The organism is Lactococcus sp. AK05 (genome assembly GCF_041026685.1).
GTDB classification, from domain to species: Bacteria; Bacillota; Bacilli; order Lactobacillales; family Streptococcaceae; genus Lactococcus; species Lactococcus lactis.
Map to the genome: position 1 here is coordinate 52,115 of NZ_JBFTEI010000007.1, position 15,717 is coordinate 67,831.

The 15,717-nt window shown below is 34.4% G+C and carries 25 protein-coding genes; 11 read left to right on the forward strand and 14 right to left on the reverse strand.

Annotated features, from left to right (window positions below; genetic code table 11):
- Positions 1–101: 101 nt before the first annotated feature.
- From AB6B24_RS11035 to AB6B24_RS11095, 13 genes are all read right to left on the reverse strand, one after another.
- Entirely contained in the window at positions 102–422 is a 321-nt protein-coding gene (locus AB6B24_RS11035) for a hypothetical protein (protein ID WP_270344287.1), read from the reverse strand.
- 41 nt (positions 423–463) lie between these two features.
- Positions 464–1,006 (reverse strand): hypothetical protein, encoded by a 543-nt coding sequence (locus tag AB6B24_RS11040; protein WP_311805921.1) that lies wholly within the window; start codon positions 1,004–1,006, stop codon positions 464–466.
- Positions 1,007–1,234: 228 nt separating this feature from the next.
- Positions 1,235–2,869, reverse strand: coding sequence for a phage/plasmid primase, P4 family (locus tag AB6B24_RS11045; protein WP_311843368.1), 1,635 nt, complete (start codon positions 2,867–2,869; stop codon positions 1,235–1,237).
- A gap of 10 nt (positions 2,870–2,879) precedes the next feature.
- Positions 2,880–3,674, reverse strand: coding sequence for a bifunctional DNA primase/polymerase (locus tag AB6B24_RS11050; RefSeq protein ID WP_311805917.1), 795 nt, complete (start codon positions 3,672–3,674; stop codon positions 2,880–2,882).
- 3 nt (positions 3,675–3,677) lie between these two features.
- Positions 3,678–4,007 carry a hypothetical protein gene (locus AB6B24_RS11055; RefSeq protein ID WP_311805914.1) on the reverse strand — a complete coding sequence of 110 codons (330 nt, stop codon included), beginning with the start codon at positions 4,005–4,007 and terminating at the stop codon, positions 3,678–3,680.
- A complete protein-coding gene (locus AB6B24_RS11060; RefSeq protein ID WP_195928048.1) occupies positions 4,004–4,318 on the reverse strand; it encodes a hypothetical protein in 315 nt (104 codons plus the stop codon). Before AB6B24_RS11060 ends, AB6B24_RS11055 begins: the two co-directional genes overlap by 4 nt.
- Positions 4,315–4,569 (reverse strand): hypothetical protein, encoded by a 255-nt coding sequence (locus tag AB6B24_RS11065; RefSeq protein WP_311805912.1) that lies wholly within the window; start codon positions 4,567–4,569, stop codon positions 4,315–4,317. The genes AB6B24_RS11060 and AB6B24_RS11065 overlap by 4 nt, the downstream gene beginning before the upstream one ends.
- Positions 4,566–4,805 carry a hypothetical protein gene (locus tag AB6B24_RS11070; RefSeq protein ID WP_311805910.1) on the reverse strand — a complete coding sequence of 80 codons (240 nt, stop codon included), beginning with the start codon at positions 4,803–4,805 and terminating at the stop codon, positions 4,566–4,568. The genes AB6B24_RS11065 and AB6B24_RS11070 overlap by 4 nt, the downstream gene beginning before the upstream one ends.
- A gap of 42 nt (positions 4,806–4,847) precedes the next feature.
- Positions 4,848–5,129, reverse strand: a complete 282-nt coding sequence (locus AB6B24_RS11075) for a hypothetical protein (RefSeq protein ID WP_311805908.1) — start codon at positions 5,127–5,129, stop codon at positions 4,848–4,850.
- Positions 5,122–5,358 (reverse strand): hypothetical protein, encoded by a 237-nt coding sequence (locus AB6B24_RS11080; RefSeq protein ID WP_311805906.1) that lies wholly within the window; start codon positions 5,356–5,358, stop codon positions 5,122–5,124. Before AB6B24_RS11080 ends, AB6B24_RS11075 begins: the two co-directional genes overlap by 8 nt.
- On the reverse strand, positions 5,355–5,879 hold the full coding sequence (locus AB6B24_RS11085) for a hypothetical protein (RefSeq protein WP_311802954.1): 525 nt from the start codon (positions 5,877–5,879) through the stop codon (positions 5,355–5,357). Before AB6B24_RS11085 ends, AB6B24_RS11080 begins: the two co-directional genes overlap by 4 nt.
- Positions 5,880–6,128: 249 nt before the next feature.
- Entirely contained in the window at positions 6,129–6,821 is a 693-nt protein-coding gene (locus AB6B24_RS11090) for a hypothetical protein (RefSeq protein WP_311805904.1), read from the reverse strand.
- A 146-nt stretch (positions 6,822–6,967) separates the two neighbouring features.
- The gene (locus AB6B24_RS11095; protein ID WP_311805902.1) at positions 6,968–7,207 is read right to left on the reverse strand and encodes a hypothetical protein; all 240 of its coding nucleotides are present in this window, start codon (positions 7,205–7,207) and stop codon (positions 6,968–6,970) included.
- A 136-nt stretch (positions 7,208–7,343) separates the two neighbouring features.
- Between AB6B24_RS11095 and AB6B24_RS11100 the strand changes: the two genes are divergently transcribed.
- The 11 genes from AB6B24_RS11100 (at position 7,344) to AB6B24_RS11150 (ending at position 15,176) form a co-directional block, all read left to right on the forward strand.
- Positions 7,344–7,919, forward strand: a complete 576-nt coding sequence (locus tag AB6B24_RS11100) for a helix-turn-helix transcriptional regulator (RefSeq protein WP_311805900.1) — start codon at positions 7,344–7,346, stop codon at positions 7,917–7,919.
- 228 nt (positions 7,920–8,147) lie between these two features.
- Complete coding sequence (locus tag AB6B24_RS11105) at positions 8,148–8,378, forward strand: hypothetical protein (RefSeq protein ID WP_003132204.1); 231 nt, start codon at positions 8,148–8,150, stop codon at positions 8,376–8,378.
- Between the two features lie 72 nt (positions 8,379–8,450).
- A complete protein-coding gene (locus AB6B24_RS11110; protein ID WP_023164585.1) occupies positions 8,451–8,645 on the forward strand; it encodes a hypothetical protein in 195 nt (64 codons plus the stop codon).
- A gap of 627 nt (positions 8,646–9,272) precedes the next feature.
- Positions 9,273–9,824 carry an adenylate kinase gene (locus AB6B24_RS11115; protein WP_119723799.1) on the forward strand — a complete coding sequence of 184 codons (552 nt, stop codon included), beginning with the start codon at positions 9,273–9,275 and terminating at the stop codon, positions 9,822–9,824.
- Positions 9,825–9,842: 18 nt separating this feature from the next.
- Positions 9,843–10,202 carry a hypothetical protein gene (locus tag AB6B24_RS11120; protein WP_311805897.1) on the forward strand — a complete coding sequence of 120 codons (360 nt, stop codon included), beginning with the start codon at positions 9,843–9,845 and terminating at the stop codon, positions 10,200–10,202.
- A 925-nt stretch (positions 10,203–11,127) separates the two neighbouring features.
- Positions 11,128–11,451: a hypothetical protein gene (locus AB6B24_RS11125; protein WP_311805895.1), complete on the forward strand. Its 324-nt coding sequence runs from the start codon at positions 11,128–11,130 to the stop codon at positions 11,449–11,451.
- A gap of 278 nt (positions 11,452–11,729) precedes the next feature.
- The gene (locus AB6B24_RS11130) at positions 11,730–12,071 is read left to right on the forward strand and encodes a hypothetical protein (RefSeq protein WP_225513069.1); all 342 of its coding nucleotides are present in this window, start codon (positions 11,730–11,732) and stop codon (positions 12,069–12,071) included.
- Positions 12,072–12,404: 333 nt separating this feature from the next.
- On the forward strand, positions 12,405–12,569 hold the full coding sequence (locus AB6B24_RS11135) for a hypothetical protein (protein ID WP_058224134.1): 165 nt from the start codon (positions 12,405–12,407) through the stop codon (positions 12,567–12,569).
- A 121-nt stretch (positions 12,570–12,690) separates the two neighbouring features.
- Complete coding sequence (locus tag AB6B24_RS11140) at positions 12,691–12,996, forward strand: bacteriocin immunity protein (protein WP_010905062.1); 306 nt, start codon at positions 12,691–12,693, stop codon at positions 12,994–12,996.
- A gap of 259 nt (positions 12,997–13,255) precedes the next feature.
- On the forward strand, positions 13,256–14,440 hold the full coding sequence (locus AB6B24_RS11145) for a site-specific integrase (protein WP_225513070.1): 1,185 nt from the start codon (positions 13,256–13,258) through the stop codon (positions 14,438–14,440).
- Positions 14,441–14,729: 289 nt separating this feature from the next.
- Entirely contained in the window at positions 14,730–15,176 is a 447-nt protein-coding gene (locus AB6B24_RS11150) for a hypothetical protein (protein WP_029344572.1), read from the forward strand.
- A gap of 87 nt (positions 15,177–15,263) precedes the next feature.
- Here the strand turns inward: AB6B24_RS11150 and AB6B24_RS11155 are convergent, their stop codons facing one another.
- The gene (locus tag AB6B24_RS11155; protein WP_003131960.1) at positions 15,264–15,536 is read right to left on the reverse strand and encodes a chorismate mutase; all 273 of its coding nucleotides are present in this window, start codon (positions 15,534–15,536) and stop codon (positions 15,264–15,266) included.
- Positions 15,537–15,717 lie beyond the last annotated feature (181 nt).

The window sequence follows — 15,717 nt, forward strand, 5'->3', positions numbered from 1 at the left end:
AGCTTTAACCATTGCTCATGACTTAATCCCAAGTAGTTCGCCTTTGGTTTCTTGATATACATTGCTTCCTCCGTGATATAATAGATATATCGAAAGGAGTACTATGACAACCCTAGGTTTCTAAGTATCTTATCTAAATCTTTTGCAATGTCTTTCTGGATATATTCCTCACGTTCAACTGTATTGCAATGCTTAGCTTCTAGATGTAATTGAGCAGCATGATTTAATGTCTGTTTGATACTCACCCAATCAGACTTTGACAAGCGGTTATGCCTGACTGGAATCCCTCCTCCAAACAAGACTTTGAATCCCTGACGCTTTGTGTGATTAGACTGATTAATTGTCTTATCTATTTTATCTAGCTTATTTTGATTCTCTAATCTCAATCGCTGAATGTTAGAGTGTGGTTTAAAATTTAACATCTTATTCTCCTTATGTCTGTCCTAACTGACAGTCTTTTTATTTACTCTTCTAATTCAAAGCCGATGATTTCCGCGATATTGTCTAAGGCTTGCACGTTCATATCTACTAAATCAGATAATGTAATAATTGTTCCGTCTGTATATCTTGGGATATGGTTAGGGTCAGAGGTAACCATTGAATCATTAAGGGAGTATAAGTCTTGTACCTGTGCTTTGAGTGCCAATTCATGCGGTTTGTTTTTACCCTCTGCTGAAAGGCTCATGTCATTCAATCCTAGCGCTTTAATCAAACGCTCAATACTATCCGTCAGTAAGTCCGCAAAGACTTGCACGTCATTGCCTGTGGTTTCATGAGGTGCAAAAGTCAGTTGTTGCATTTCTTCAATGATTGATTTTACTGTTTCCTGTGGTTCATACTCTTGCGGTGCTGTGTCGCTTTCGTCCGCATAGATTTCAAGAGTTTCAAAATCCTGTTTGATATTTTTTAATGCCTCTTGGCTTGCTTCGTCGTCAATGCTATTACTATATTTTTCGATTAAAAGTGCTTTAGCTTTGTTCAAGTGTTCTGTAATTTCGTTGGTCATTTTATTTTCTCCGATTTTTCTATGTTTATTTTGTAGTATTTTTTATGTCAACATTTGTTAGCAATTCAATTTGTCGGACAGCGTGCTTTTTTCATGTTTTTATTTCCTCTGATAAATTCCTAGCGAAGTAGGAAAAGTACGGTGACACGGTATCAAAGTCCCACAAATGGCTTAACCACGCTTATAAACTTGCTACCGCTAACGGTATCATGATACCGAAGTACAGTATCACTTTCGCTTTTTCTTACGCAAATAACCTTTTGTCATACTTCTTTGTTTGTTTTCGTCCCAATGAAACAACCGTCTAAAAAGCTCGTACTCCTCTGCTCGGTGTAAATCAATGGCTCGATTAAAACCTGCGGTATGAGGTCTTTTACTTGTTTTTTCCCATTCTTCTTTAATATGGTCAGGTAATTTAAGCTCAAACTCTCGCTTAGTAAAGGGCTTTACACCCTCATCTTCACACCATGCACGATATAAGGAACTTAGAAAAGTAGTCGGTAGAAAATCACTGACGAACTCCTCAAACATATCATTTACAAAGGCCAATACATTGTCATTAGAGATTTTGAAGTCATCTAATAGCCCTTGTGTGGCTTTCGGTTCATCAAACTTATCAAAGTTAAGCGATAAAGCAATTTTAAGCACATACTCTAAAACGTCAGTCCGTCTGATATAATCATCTTTGATTTTCCAGTTGTCATTATCTGCCGTGAAAGACTTGTTAAAAGGAACAATAAGCAAACGCCTATAAGTTCCGTTTGACTTGTTTCTGAACTTAGGTAAGAAATTAGTGGACTGAATGACTAATTTATTAAAGACGGCTAGTGTCGGTTGCTTTCCTTTCGCTTCAATCGGTACTGGGTCGCCAGTAACCACGCTGAAATAGTTCCCTGCATTGTCTAAATAGCTGACTTGGCTGTCATCTCCAATAATGCAAGTCTTCCCAACGACTTGGGAAAGGGCGAACCGTTCCGAAAACTGTTCTGCTTTGACACTTGCGACGTTCTCACGTCCGATAAGGTTCATGATTAAGCTCTGAAATGTTCCTTTGCCGTCATTTCCTTTACCAACGAGCCATACGCCTTTACGATAGGAGTAATTGCCGTTAGTGCTTGCGGAAATAATCTGCCATAAGAGACTGACAAGCTCTTTATCTCCACTCATTAAATCGAGTAGCCAGTCGTCCACATTCCAGCCGTTGATATTGGGTACTTTGGCTTTAGCGTTGTACTTGGTCGCAATGGTTGAGGTAAAAACGTACTTAGGACTAAATGGCTCTAATTGTTGTGTTTTCTTATTGAAAATACCGTTCGCAACTGGGATAAGATGAGCCTCTGCGGTTTGTTGCTTAACCTCTGCTAAGGTTTCAAGTTTAAAGAGAACTTCTTTAGAACGTGCCTGACTATAAGACGGTTCTAGCCAATAAATGAGTCGATGAAAGAAATTTTCGTTTGTTTCGTATATTCCTAATTCAGGATTATAAACGCCTAACAGTCCGCTTTGGTGGTCTAGTTTGATGACTTTGAGCGTTTTATAGATGATTCTAGCCGTATCTAAGGGACTTAGTGACTTGGGTGCGTTACCGTCTGCTTTCGGTGTACTTAAAAATAAGTTACGGTGTTCAAAGAATAGTTTTCTAACCGCTCTAAGCGTTTGAGTGTTTGCTTTGACATAATCAGGGTGATTAATGATTTCTTTTTCTTGTTCTAGCCAGTCTTTTAAGCATTCCTGATAACCTGCGACATTAACGACTTTCTTGCCGTCTTCGCCATAATCTGTGAAGTCCTCTATTTGAGGTTTCGGACTTCTTACATTTTCCTGTGGTGTTTCTGCCACAAGTTTTTCTAGTTGGTCTGTCATGACTTCCTTTCTATTTCATCTTGAATACACTTTTCCAAATGGTCGCCAGCTCGTCATCAGGTAAGGGCGGACTGGTTCGATTGTTAAAGGTTCGCAATAAGTCCATGCAACTATTGTTATCAATGCCAATCTTTCTCCAGTAGTGGAGAATACGGTTCGTGTCATTGTTTCGATTCCCTTTTCTTGCGCCTTGGTTGAATAGTTCCCACATTTCAGCGCCATAAGTTCGACTGCCTAGCGTTGTGTTCTGTCTTTTTTGTGGTCGCTGTATCATTTCAAGTAACCAGTTAGGACAATCGCAAAGACTATCGAAAGTTAAAGGCTCGTTAGTTTCTGTATCATTCAAAGGCATATAATAGCCGTCTGTCCGTTTGCTCGGATATATGGGTGTGAAGTGTGTTTTTATCTCTACACCGTCCGCTAGTTCACTGACAAGAGATTTATTGAATATCTCTTTCGGAACTTTAAAGAAAATATGCAAGCCGTTTCCTGTGGGTGTCTTTTCAACATAGGTACTTAATATTTCGCCCTCGCTGTGTTCATTCCACAATCGACTGAATACAGCTCTGCCATTCTGTCCGTTTTCGTGCTGGTCTAAGTCAATGCAAATCAAACCACTATTTCTAAGATTAATCATAATGTTGCGGTTCGGTATTTCATCAAACCATTCGCTTACTGTGATTTCGTCAAGAGTTCCGCTTGAAGTTCCTTTTATAACAGCTCTCTCGCTTTTACCTGCTGGATAACCAGCGATAACAGAAAATCCACGACTAATACAGTTTAGGGCTTGTTCTTTTGGTCTCAATCGTTAGTCCTCCTCAAAGAGTTGGTCAATCCAATCAAGTTCTGCAAGGGTGTAGCCATTGACTGCATTATTAATCGCTATGCCTGTGCGTTGTTTTTTTATGATTCCAGCTCTGCGCTCTTCCTCATTCATTGGGATAAAATAACCGTTATCAATCGAACCAATGGCGCAACCCTGTTTGTGCAAAAATTCAATTCTGCTCTGTAAAGTTCTAAAATCAATATCAAGGGATTGTGCTAAAATCTTGCCTTTGACAGCTCGTTCAATTCCTCTATGTCCGGAAAGAAATTTAATAATATTTTGGTCTAATTTTTGTAAGTCAGTTAGTTTCATGATTTCCCCTCCGCTTCGTCATACGTTCCCCATATAGAAATAACAGTCTTTATAAACTCGTCTATATCAGTGCTTTGCCTTGCGTCCGCAATTAATATATTCAGCAAGATATTGACAGTTTCAAGGTTTGAGATGTCATCAAACTGCGGTGTTACTGCGAGTAAATCGTCATCTTTAAATAAGGCTTCAATTGTAATATTTTTTATTTCAATATCTGGTTGAGCTTTCAGCATTTTATACATTTCTTCGTGACTGAAATCTAAATCTTTAATTTCTTGTTTTTCTTCATCACTTAATTTTCTTAATGTCATTTTTTATTTTCCTTTATTTGTAGTTTCATAACAGCCAGCTCTTTGCCTAGAATTGGCACTTGTTGCGTGCATAAGGCGCTTTTCACTCCGCTGGGTAAGATAATACCTGTACTCGCTTCAAACTGCTGTATCAAGTCATATTTGACCGCTCGTGCGTTGTGAATCATCTTAAATGGGTGTTTGCCTATCGGTCTAAAACTATTCCGTCCGTACCGTTTTATAGCCTTGTAACCTTGGTGGTATTCTATCATCTCGCTACCTCATCAAATAAGCTGATTTCTCCGCCCTCTTTTTCGCCCTCAAATCGGACACCGTGCTTATATTTACTAACTTTAAAAGAATAATCAACTGTGTCTGTATTGGCGTTCAATGGGTCTAATTTTTCAATCTGCTTATCTGTCAGTTCCGTGTGATAGAGTTGTAAACTTCTCATACCTACGCTATCAATACCAGCCACATAAGAACAAGCTCTAATAATATTTGTCATTTTCTCAATCCTTTAATAAAATTTGCCTTGCCTGACAAGTTGCTAAGTATCTATGATGATGAACTTGCATATATCATCAATCAAATAGTAGATAAGTGAAGTTTTGTATCTTGGTTTGTAGCGGTTCAATCCGTGCTTTTCCCAATTATCAAGGGTGCCGTCTGATATATCTAAGTCTTCCATAACACGCTTTTTAGAGATATACGGTAATACTCGTTTTTCATTTCTGATTTTGAGCTGTGTACCAAGATACTTATTAAATAAAGGAATGACTTTATCAACTAAGCCATGCGCCACAAGGTTTGTTAGAGTGTCGTCATTCACTTCCTGCCTCCTTTGGCTTCTCTTTTTTCATAATCAAACTAGCTATTTCATTGATGTCTTCCACTCGTTTACTCATCATAAAAAACGATGTTATTAAAGTATCTTTCAATCTATCCAATTCGTATTCCCTACTTCCTTTTTTGAGTTCGTAAATTCCTTGTACTTCATCAAAAACCATTGTTAGAATTGCTAAAACCTCAGCATTTTTTAAATTAATATCTTCAATCATGCCATGCCTCCATTTTTACGTTTAGAGATAACTTCCATAACTGCGTACGTTAGTTTATCCTCACTAACTCCTAGCTCATGAGAAAGCTCTGAAACATCTTCGGAAGTGATAATCTCAAATGCCGTCAATGCTTTGTGCTGGTTTTTTCTACGTCGTCTTTCCTGACGAACACCTCGGTTAAAAGCTACGTCATATAAGTATTCGTAAACAAAAATACGCATCCAATCTTGCCAATTTTCTTTATTTGCTTTGTAATAATCCCGTGAGATAACCTTTTCTTCGATGATATCAGCTAATTGCATAACACCCTCGGTAACAAATCCCTTATATTCTGTTTGTTTGATTTCCTGTTTAATACGGTATTTTTCAATAATTTCAGGCGTGAGTTTCATCTTAAATGGTTTGCCTTTTGGAATATGTAACAACTTACTTAATGGCATCCGTCCGCCTTTGATATCAAATGAAAGCAGTGTTTCATCATTATGACGGTAGACTCTTAAGTCAAATGTTTTAAATTTCATGTCTTATCCCTTACCCTTTCGTCATGTATCTAGCGTATGAGGTTACGTTGCTAAACGTGCGTTCTAAGCCTTGTTTCGTCCAAACCGTCCAAGTGTGAGCGGTTGGGTTAAACTGTACTTGTGCGCCTGACTGTGTGCCGTGAGTGGCGAATATAACATCAATTATCGGTGTGTTCATGTTGAAAATTCCTCTCATTATGGTAAAATAAGAGCATGAAATCACGTTAGCGCGTGAATCATGCTTTGTTATTAAAAGTCTTTACTTTGGTCGGTTGGGACTTTTTCTTTTGTCAAAAATTCTTTGATTTGGTGTCGGTCAAAACCTAAATCTAGTAAATTAGTGATACTCGATTCGTAAGTTTGCAGTAACTGCAGTTCTTCAGGACTGTCAAGCATTTGTTTAAGTTTAGCGTTAGTACGTCCTAGCGCTTTTCTCATGCCTTGGACACTCTTATATTTGCCGTTAGTAACCAGAACCGTCAGCATATTAGCAAAGATAACGTGATAGTTCGGCTCAAAGTGTGGACTTTCCTTAATGGCGGTGGACAAATCTCTACGTGTAATAGTAGCTTTTGCCATTTCTTTTGCTTTGACTAACTCGCCTTTGAAATAAGCATTCAATACGCTACGTGTCCATTCACGGAATTTTCGAGCCGTTTCACTTTTTGGAGCAAGGAAAAGAATTTCTTTGATTCCCTCAAACGTAAATACTCGTGTATCATATTTCTTTCCGTCAGTTGCAACCAATTTCGTTGTAACTGAAAACTCTCTATTTTTAAGATATTTATTTTGACCGACTAGATTAACAATACCTTGTTTGGTTTTATACCCGATACATTGAGCAAGTTGTTCGGTTGTCATGAAAATTTCATGATTATCGTTACGCCAAACATCACAGGTAATACCGTTGAATAACTCTTGATTGACTAATTGTAAGTTCATTTGTCCTCTTTCCAGCACTCACGCGCATTTAGTAGTTTTTGGAAGAAACTTGTTTCATTGCTAAGTAAATCTTTTCGAAATCAATATTAAGGATACGAGCTAGTTTTGCCATATCATTGATTTCAATATCTTCGAAAGTTGCCATTTCATACCTCTTTGTTTGATTTTTGCGAACTCGAAGAGCTAAATTTAACGGCATCAAATACCGTTTTCTCATTTACACCTAAAATTTCAGCTAGCAGTTCAATTTCTTTTGTTTTAAAACGATTGGCAGGGTCTTGCCTTCTATGCCAAAACATGAAGGGGGTCATCCCAAGTTTATCAGCTATAAATCCTGTCCGTAATCCTTTAGATTTTAATAGTTTTTCAAAAGGTGTTTGTGTCATTTTGTCAAACCTTTCTGTTTTATTTTTGTTGACAAGAACATTTTAAAACAAAGTTTGAAAAATGTCAACGTCCAAGTTTGAAAAAATCAAACAAAAATATTATAATTGATAATATCAAAAAGAAAGTTGACAACTTATGAACGGTATAAAATTTGCAGAAAGAATTAAAGAGCTAAGACTTTCAAAGAATATGACAATGGAAGAACTTGGGAATAAGCTAAATAAAACAAAATCTACCATATCTACATGGGAAAAAGGGACTAGAAGCCCCAAAATGGGAGAGTTAGAAGACATAGCTAAATTTTTTAATGTTTCAGTCGGATATTTATTAGGGTTAAACGAAGTTGAACCAAGACAAATTTTAGAAAATGTAGATGCTCAACTAGATGTATTACTAAATAAAGCACAAAAAAAATTAGAGGAAGACCCTGATAATATTGAAATAAAAAGATTCCTAAAAGATCTCCAAGAAAAAAAAGACAATACATTATTTGCACTTAGATTTGAAAAAATATTAAATGAGAATGTTTTATTTGAATACGGAAAATCCACAAATGAAATTTTATTTGTAAACGATGATGACGAAAGTGACAATGTTGCAAAGATATTAAAAACTCTACCTAAACTTAGTTTGGAAAACTTGGCTAAATTGTCTGAATATAGCGAAATGCTTATTATGATGCAAAATAATGAAGAAGATAAACAAAGATAATTGTTTTTATACTATTGGGTATATTATAAAAACAAACTTCTACGGCTATCATCACAACGCTTATGACGAAGCGTGTGCGTTGCTGTATGAGCTGTGCTGGTTTGAGTTGGTGGGGTAAAGTAATGAGAAGAAAAAAGAAAAAATCAGTTAAAAAGTTTGTTGTATTACAAGCTATAGGAGATATTCTTTTAAGTCTATTAGGTTTTTGAAAAACCAAGGAGATAAAATATGAAAAATATTGTGGATGAATTAAAAAAAGAACAAAAAATAAATCTACTTCTATTCGTTGTTCTTAATCTATTGTTTATTTTTATAGTGAAAACAAATTTTGTATATATGATAGCTTTAAATATTGCTTTAATCACTAATATTTTTATAAAACATATTAATAAATTTGCGAAAATAGCACTATATACCATAAGCTTTATATTATTCGTTTTGAGCATTGTTGCCTTTTGATTGATAATGAACATTAACTTGTTGATGAAAGACGCACACACAAGCTATTACTAATATTGTAAAGGAGAAAACATGAAACTATCGGACTACTTAAAGAATATTGATAACCTAGATGAAAAAATGGAAAAGGCTGTAATTATAGCTGGGTATGAGAGAATGCTTGGAGAACACTACAGACTACCACAAGAACAGTTTGCTGACCTGATGGAATTGCCTTTACCAAAATTAAGAAGAGTTATTCATGAAATGAAAAAAGCAATAGATTAGAACTTTAATAGTGCTAAAGTCTATATAGCTGTGAACCTTAACATTTATTAACATAGCCCTAAAAGTTCAAAAAATAACCAAGGGAAAATCGCCTGCGTTAAAAGGGTTATAGCAATTCACTATAAGCACAAACCTTTAGTATTATTTAGTACTGGTAACGCAAAAGATGACAGACAAAAACAGTATAAAAAAGCTGTATTTGTTAATTTTCGTCATCTTATGAGAGAAACCAATGCTTAGAAATGCTAAGGTTCAAAACTATATAACAATTCCTAAATTTTAGGAACGCAAAAAATTTAAAATAAAAGAGGAGTTCAGTATGAGTAATGTGTTTAATTTTATCTTAATAATTCTAAAAGCAGTTCTACTATTATATGTTGTAGTCTTTTTCTTAGTGTTATTTCTAGATATTTGCAAGACAGTCTACGCAACAATAAATAGTAAGTCATCATTTAGCGATTCATTTAAACATGAATTAAAAAAGGATTTACATATCACTTTTATAAAAACTCTTAACCCTGTAAATTTTATTTTATGGGTATTCTCGTTAGTTTAGAATTAGTAACCCTAAACTTTAGGAATGCAAAATAAAAAACTTTTGATAGTCAAGGAGACAATGAATATAAAATGAAAATTGTTATTATTGGAGATTCAGGAGCTGGAAAATCAACTTTGGCTAGGAAGATATCTGAAAAAAATGGTATACCAGTATTTCATCAGGATACAGTTTGGTTGAAAACTTTATCCAAAGAGGCTGTTAGAGAAAGTACACAATCTTTTTTATTCCAAAATAAAGAAAGTTGGATTATTGACGGAAACTATCGTGACTCAATAGAACTAAAACTACCGCAAGCTGACTTTGTTTTATGGTTACAAATTTCTCCTTTAAAGGCACTTTATCGTGTTATAATCCGTTCAATTAAACGGCGAATGGGTAAAAGGAATCCAGATATACCGGAAGACTTTACTGAAAAGTTTGACAAAGAATGGTTAGAGTTTTTGAATTATGTTTGGCACTCGCCTAAAAGAAATAAAATCAGTTTAGGCGAAAAGATTGATGAATTCGATAAGTGGAATCAAACTTATGTGATAAGAAATAAAAAAGATAAAGATAATGCAATTAAAATAATTCATACTGCTTATTATTTTGATAAGAATAAAAAGCGCATGAGCGCATGAAGGGGAAACATATTTTAAATGAATAAAGAAGAAATAAAAAAATATAAGTCATTATTTTGGAGTTCTACAATAGGCTCGCTTATCTCTAGTGCTATTACAATCATCAGCATTTTAATGATGAACCTTAAATTAGGTTTTATGTTTATGCTTCTCACAGCTATTCTATTATCAACTAGCTACTTATCTGAGTTTACTTCGCTAAAGAAAGAATATAAAGGTAATACTGTAAGTTTTTCTGTTCCATCAATAATAAAAAAAGGATATTCAGTAAATCCAAATACTACTAATGGAAAAATATCTTGGCTTACCAAATTTACGTTTCCAATAGTTTTAGGTTTGGCTTGTATTTTTGCATTAATTGTATTCTATTGGAATTAATAAAACAAACAATTGATTATAAGCGTGAATTTGTAAATCTATGTGTTTCCAGTCACTAAAAACTGGTAGGAGATGGAATATGAAGTTTTTATTATTCATTGATAAAATCTATTCAAAAATAGTGACTGCTTATTGCATTTGCACTATACCTTTTCTACTATTATCCCTATATCTTTATAACAAACTACCTGCTTATATCCCTAGTAAAATCGGTATAGGTGGCGTATATAGCTGGTTTAGAAAAGAATTTGTGTTTATTCTTCCAGTATTGTTTCTAATCATTGGAATACTTTTTTCAAAAAAAGGAATAATTAAGCAGTTCTATACTGGAACTCCTGCTATTTTTATAAAGTCTATCGGGTTAATTGTTCTATTATTGGTACTATTCTCTACCATATATCTTTATTATTCCTACTTTTCAATGATATAAAAACACAAATAACAATAAATACAATGACTTACCAAGTCAATTTCAAGCCAACAATTGCCAACAATTAGCAAGTGTTTTTTGTGGTTGTCATTTGGTTGCGGAATGGTTGATGGTTTGATGATTTCCCCACTCTTATGGGGAATAACTACATGTAAATTTTGTATGTTGTCATTTCAAATGATAGCTTTCTGCGTAGTTGTAACTACGGTGGTTCAAATTGTTATGGGTGTACCTTCAGGTACGCTTGTTCATACCCGACGTGATGTCGGTATAGCTTTCTGCCACAAGTGGCAAAACCGAAAATTTCGTGGTTGTTATTGAGGGAGTCGTGATTCGCGACTCCTTGCTAGGTAGTAACGATTCGTTACACCCTTTTTTAGGGCGCCAGAAATGTCAGAATACTTTCTCACATTTTTGTGATTAACCTTGTCAGAACCTTGCTAGTTTTACCTAGCCAAAATATTATGATATCAAAGAAAGAAGTTATATGATTTTATGGAAGCAAAATATAAAAACAAATCAGTCGAAGTATGGGAAATTAGTAAAACAAATGAACAACCTGATTGGGTTAAGCAAGCGTTTAAAGAGAATTATCTTTCTTGGTATGGGGATAGATTAAAAATTACTATGATGGGAATAAAACCTAATACAAAAAGAAATATAGCAATTGGATTAAAGGGTGTTTTGGGGACTTTTAACAGTTTTGGTTCTGTTTGTTTTATGGGGGATATCGGGGATTTTTTAGATATAACAAACGGTAGAGTAATTTCTAAAAAATATTTTATTAAACACTACTACATTAAAATAGATGATGAGTAAAGTTTTTTGGTTTCACTTTTTTCGAAAACCAATAATAGGATATGAACATTTTTGTACAAATCTCTATAGGTCCACTCTGAAATAGCATATTTTGCGACCGACAAAGATGTCGGGAGCAAACTCACAAACCGCATAACAGCAATTTTAGTTGACTCTAACAAAATTGGAACTAGTGTTTATTTCCCTTTTGGAAAATGCCGCTTAGGTTTAATTTTGAAAATAAACCAAATTAATTAACAACCTATATAAAGAGTTATTTAAACTCTTGGGAGATAAAAATGAAACAAACAAAAACAAAAATTTATGACATTATCTCATGGATTTCTTTAGTAGCTATACTTGTTATGGTGATATTGATGGCTCTACTTGATAAAACCGAACGCACAGAGGATTTTATGGGAGCTATTTTAATATTGTTTTCAGTTATATTATCTATAGGTTCATACTTTGTCTATAAAGAGATGTACAAAGATGATAAAGAGTCATTATTTATTCCAAGAAGATATGGCATTGGTTGGTCTATTAATCCCAATTCTCCGAAAGGTAAAGCCAGTTGGTTTATTGTCGTAGCATTGCTTGGAGCATTATTTATATGGCTCTTGGTTTCATCATTGCTTTAGGTTTTAATTGAACTACCTGAGGTCGCATTTTACGACTTTAGCAATCAGCCGAAAATTCGGCTCATTAACTATCTTAGGTTTTGTATCTAAATTAACAGAAGAAAGCCTGTAATGATAGGGTGTACCTCAAAATACACCCTATCCATTGTTGATTAACTTAAATAATCACTCAGCGCAAAGTTGCGCTCTCCTAAATCTTAGGAGTCCACACTTTTGTGTTCTCAACTTTCGGAAAAAAGAGAAAGTTCATATCATCCGTGAAGGAGTATTTCAAACTCCCCAATATAATCAAAGTGGTTTATATCCACTATAAACTTAGAAAGAATTTACACCATGAAAAAAGACGACGTTATCAAACTATCAGACGGACAAACTGCCACAATTGTTACTGGCGACGAATCTACAACTTTGCAAAATTGTTATATTGTTCGGCTCGAAAATGAAGATATAAGAGTAGTTGATAGAAAAACTCTAACGCTTGCGGAATCATTGAAATAATAGTCGTTTATAACAAATTCCCCCTTTTTCCACCAATTCCATAAGTAAATTATTGAATCTTTTTTAATTACCCCCAATACGTGCAAACCTGAACCACGTTAAAAGCTGATAGGAGATATTTATGGCAGACAATGATAAAACATCTCAAATAAAATTAGATTTTTTAAATACACTTTATAATCTTATCCTTAGTGAGGATATAAAAGAAGAAGAACGTAGAGTGCTGACTAAAGCAAAGAATCTAGTAGAAAAAGGAGAGTATATTCCCAATGTCATCAGACGTATGCAGACAAATTTTACGTTGGATGCCATAAATAGTAACTTATCTCCAAGTGTGAGTGAGTTTTATAGTACATTGCCTAAAATACTTGCAGAGATTCTACCAGCATTTCCAGGTACTGGCTCTAGTTTAGGGATTCCTCTCTAATTATCTTGTTACCTTTGATACCTTATTGTTACTCTTATCTTAGAGAAAGGTAACACTATAAACCCTTATTATATATAGCTTTATAATACTTTGATACCGTTGATACCGTAAAATATACTATATCAGTTGAGAATTCAATAACTCTATAAACTAATAAACCAGTTAACTAATTAATCGTATAAGCTCTAATAACAATATTTCTCAATCCTCGTACATGCCTTGCCTGACATTAGTACAAAAATGGAAAGGAAGAAATAGTATGAATATTAAAGAATATATAAAAAAAGACGGTACAAAGGTGTACCGAACTAACGTTTATTTGGGCGTAGATAGTCTGACTGGTAAGCAAGTACGAACAAGTGTAAGTGCCAATAGTAGAAAAATGTGTGAGATTAAAGCACGCCAATCTATAAATAATTTTATCAATAATGGGTCTACAATTGCAAGGGAAAAAGTCGTTTTTGATAACTTTGAGGCTTTGGCTTTGGGTTGGTTTGAAAGTTATAAGCTGACAGTTAAAGCAAATAGTGTACGTTCAGTGAAAAATTATCTAAAAGTATACATTTTACCAGCTCTTGGGACATACGTTTTACCAAAAATAACTCCGATGTTATTACAAAGTATTGTTAACGATTGGTCTAAAAATGCTAATACGGCTGTAATAGTTAATGGTAAGCGTGAAAAAGGTAAAGGTAAAAATTTTAAGATAATGCTCAATATCATCAAACGTATTCTTGATTATGGCATGCAACTAGGAGCAATAAAGAGCAACCCAGCTACTAAAGTTTTTCCTCCTAAATTAAAGGTAAGAACTGTAAGTAAGATTAAGTATTTTGATGATAAAGAGCTGAAAATGTTCTTAGAATATCTTGAATCGTTAGAGCCAAGTATAGAGAACCAGCTACATAATGCCTTATATCGTCTATTATTGGCTACTGGTTTACGTATTGGTGAGGCTTTGGCTTTGAATTGGTCTGATATTGACTTCTCCGAAAAACTTGTTAATGTAACAAAGACAACTTTACAGAGCAGAGAAGTGCAAGATAGTCCCAAAACTAAAGGAAGTAATAGAATTATTTCGCTTGATAATGCCACTTTACAAATTTTAGCCAATTGGCGTAAATACCAAAATAACCATAATAAAGTTATAGGTTTGTCTGATAGTGTAGTATTCTCTTATGACGGTCAAAGATTGATTTATGAAAGTGAGAGGTTTCGCCTTTCTTCTCACTTGAAATCAGCAAGACTTCCAAATATCGGTCTGCATGGTTTCCGCCATACTCATGCCAGCTTGTTAATGAACAACGATGTAAACCCTAAAGAGATACAAGAGCGGTTAGGACACTCTAAAATAACAACAACCTTAGATACATATAGCCACCTTGCCAAGGACAAGAAAAAAGAGACTGCCGAAAAGTTCAGCAATATCTTAAAAGCATTATGATTTTTTGGGGCGAACGTAGTAAAAAGCGTAAAAAAAGATAGTTTTAATTAGTGGAATACTTGTTACAAAGGGATTTATAGCTCTCTCTTGTTATATAGTTTTATTATAGCAAATGGCACTTATTTTTTACTGATAAAACTTTAAATCAAAGTTGAAATCACAAAAAGAGCCATATTTTTTGAAAAATTCATAAAGTCAGTGTAAACTTGAGATAGGTTTTATGAATTTAATGCGAGAAAGGAAGCGAATCTTAATACTTTTTACTAAAAGTAGATTTGCATAGGAAAATATGGAACTCAATGATTTGAAAGATTCACTGACTGCTTTAAAATATGGTGAAATTGCAACTGTCGCGATGATTGACCGAGGCGCATATGCTGAAATTGAGGAATCTATTGAAGCGGAAAGTAAAGATCAAAAGATAAATTCTGGAATCTTTAAAGAGCTTGCTGCTGTAGTTAAAGATGAAAACGAGGATTTAGTGGTAGTTGGTCGTTCAGATATTGATCAGGCACTGACTCCAGAAGATTTTTCGCGATTTATCGGTCAGATGACCAAGGAAAAACATATTATTTTTGTTGAGTGTCTCTATTTGGGAACAACAGAAATTAAAGGTTTTCTTAACAGCTTGAAAGAAAATAATCTTTTAGAAAATAGTAAATTGGTTCTGCTTGATTTGCCGCAATTAGAATACATGATGTTGCGAGACAGTTTAGCTGGACAATTTAAATTATAAAAAAGTTACTGACAAAATTATCGCTCAGTCTGTAAGTTGCGTAAGCAAGCAGATAGGAGTGATAAAATTTTTGTCAGTAACTTTTTCTTATTGTTCACGGTTTTCTCTTTGATAAAGGCGAGAATTTTTCATAATATCTTTAAAAGTATTAATGATTGTTTCTTGATAAGCAGAATTTTTAATATTTTGGCGAGCCAAATCTAATACGGCTTGTTCGCGAGAGTTATCTAAAATAGTAATTTTTTGTGCTTGTTTTTCTTGGCTAATTTCTTGAACAATTGTCATACGTTTCTCAAGAAGCTGAACGATTTCTTGGTCCACTTGGTCAATGTTGTTCCGAAGTTCTTCTAGTTTATTCATGGTTTTTATTATATCATAGCCAGTAACACGAAACAACGTTTCATGTTGCTGACTTCTTTCTCTCATTATGACCGAACTCAGCGGGACGATAATTTTCCGCCGAGTGAGTGCGGCTCGACTTGTTGCTTTAGCAACATAGCGAGAGCGGACAGTGTAGTAGAAGCAGTGATGATTATATCAA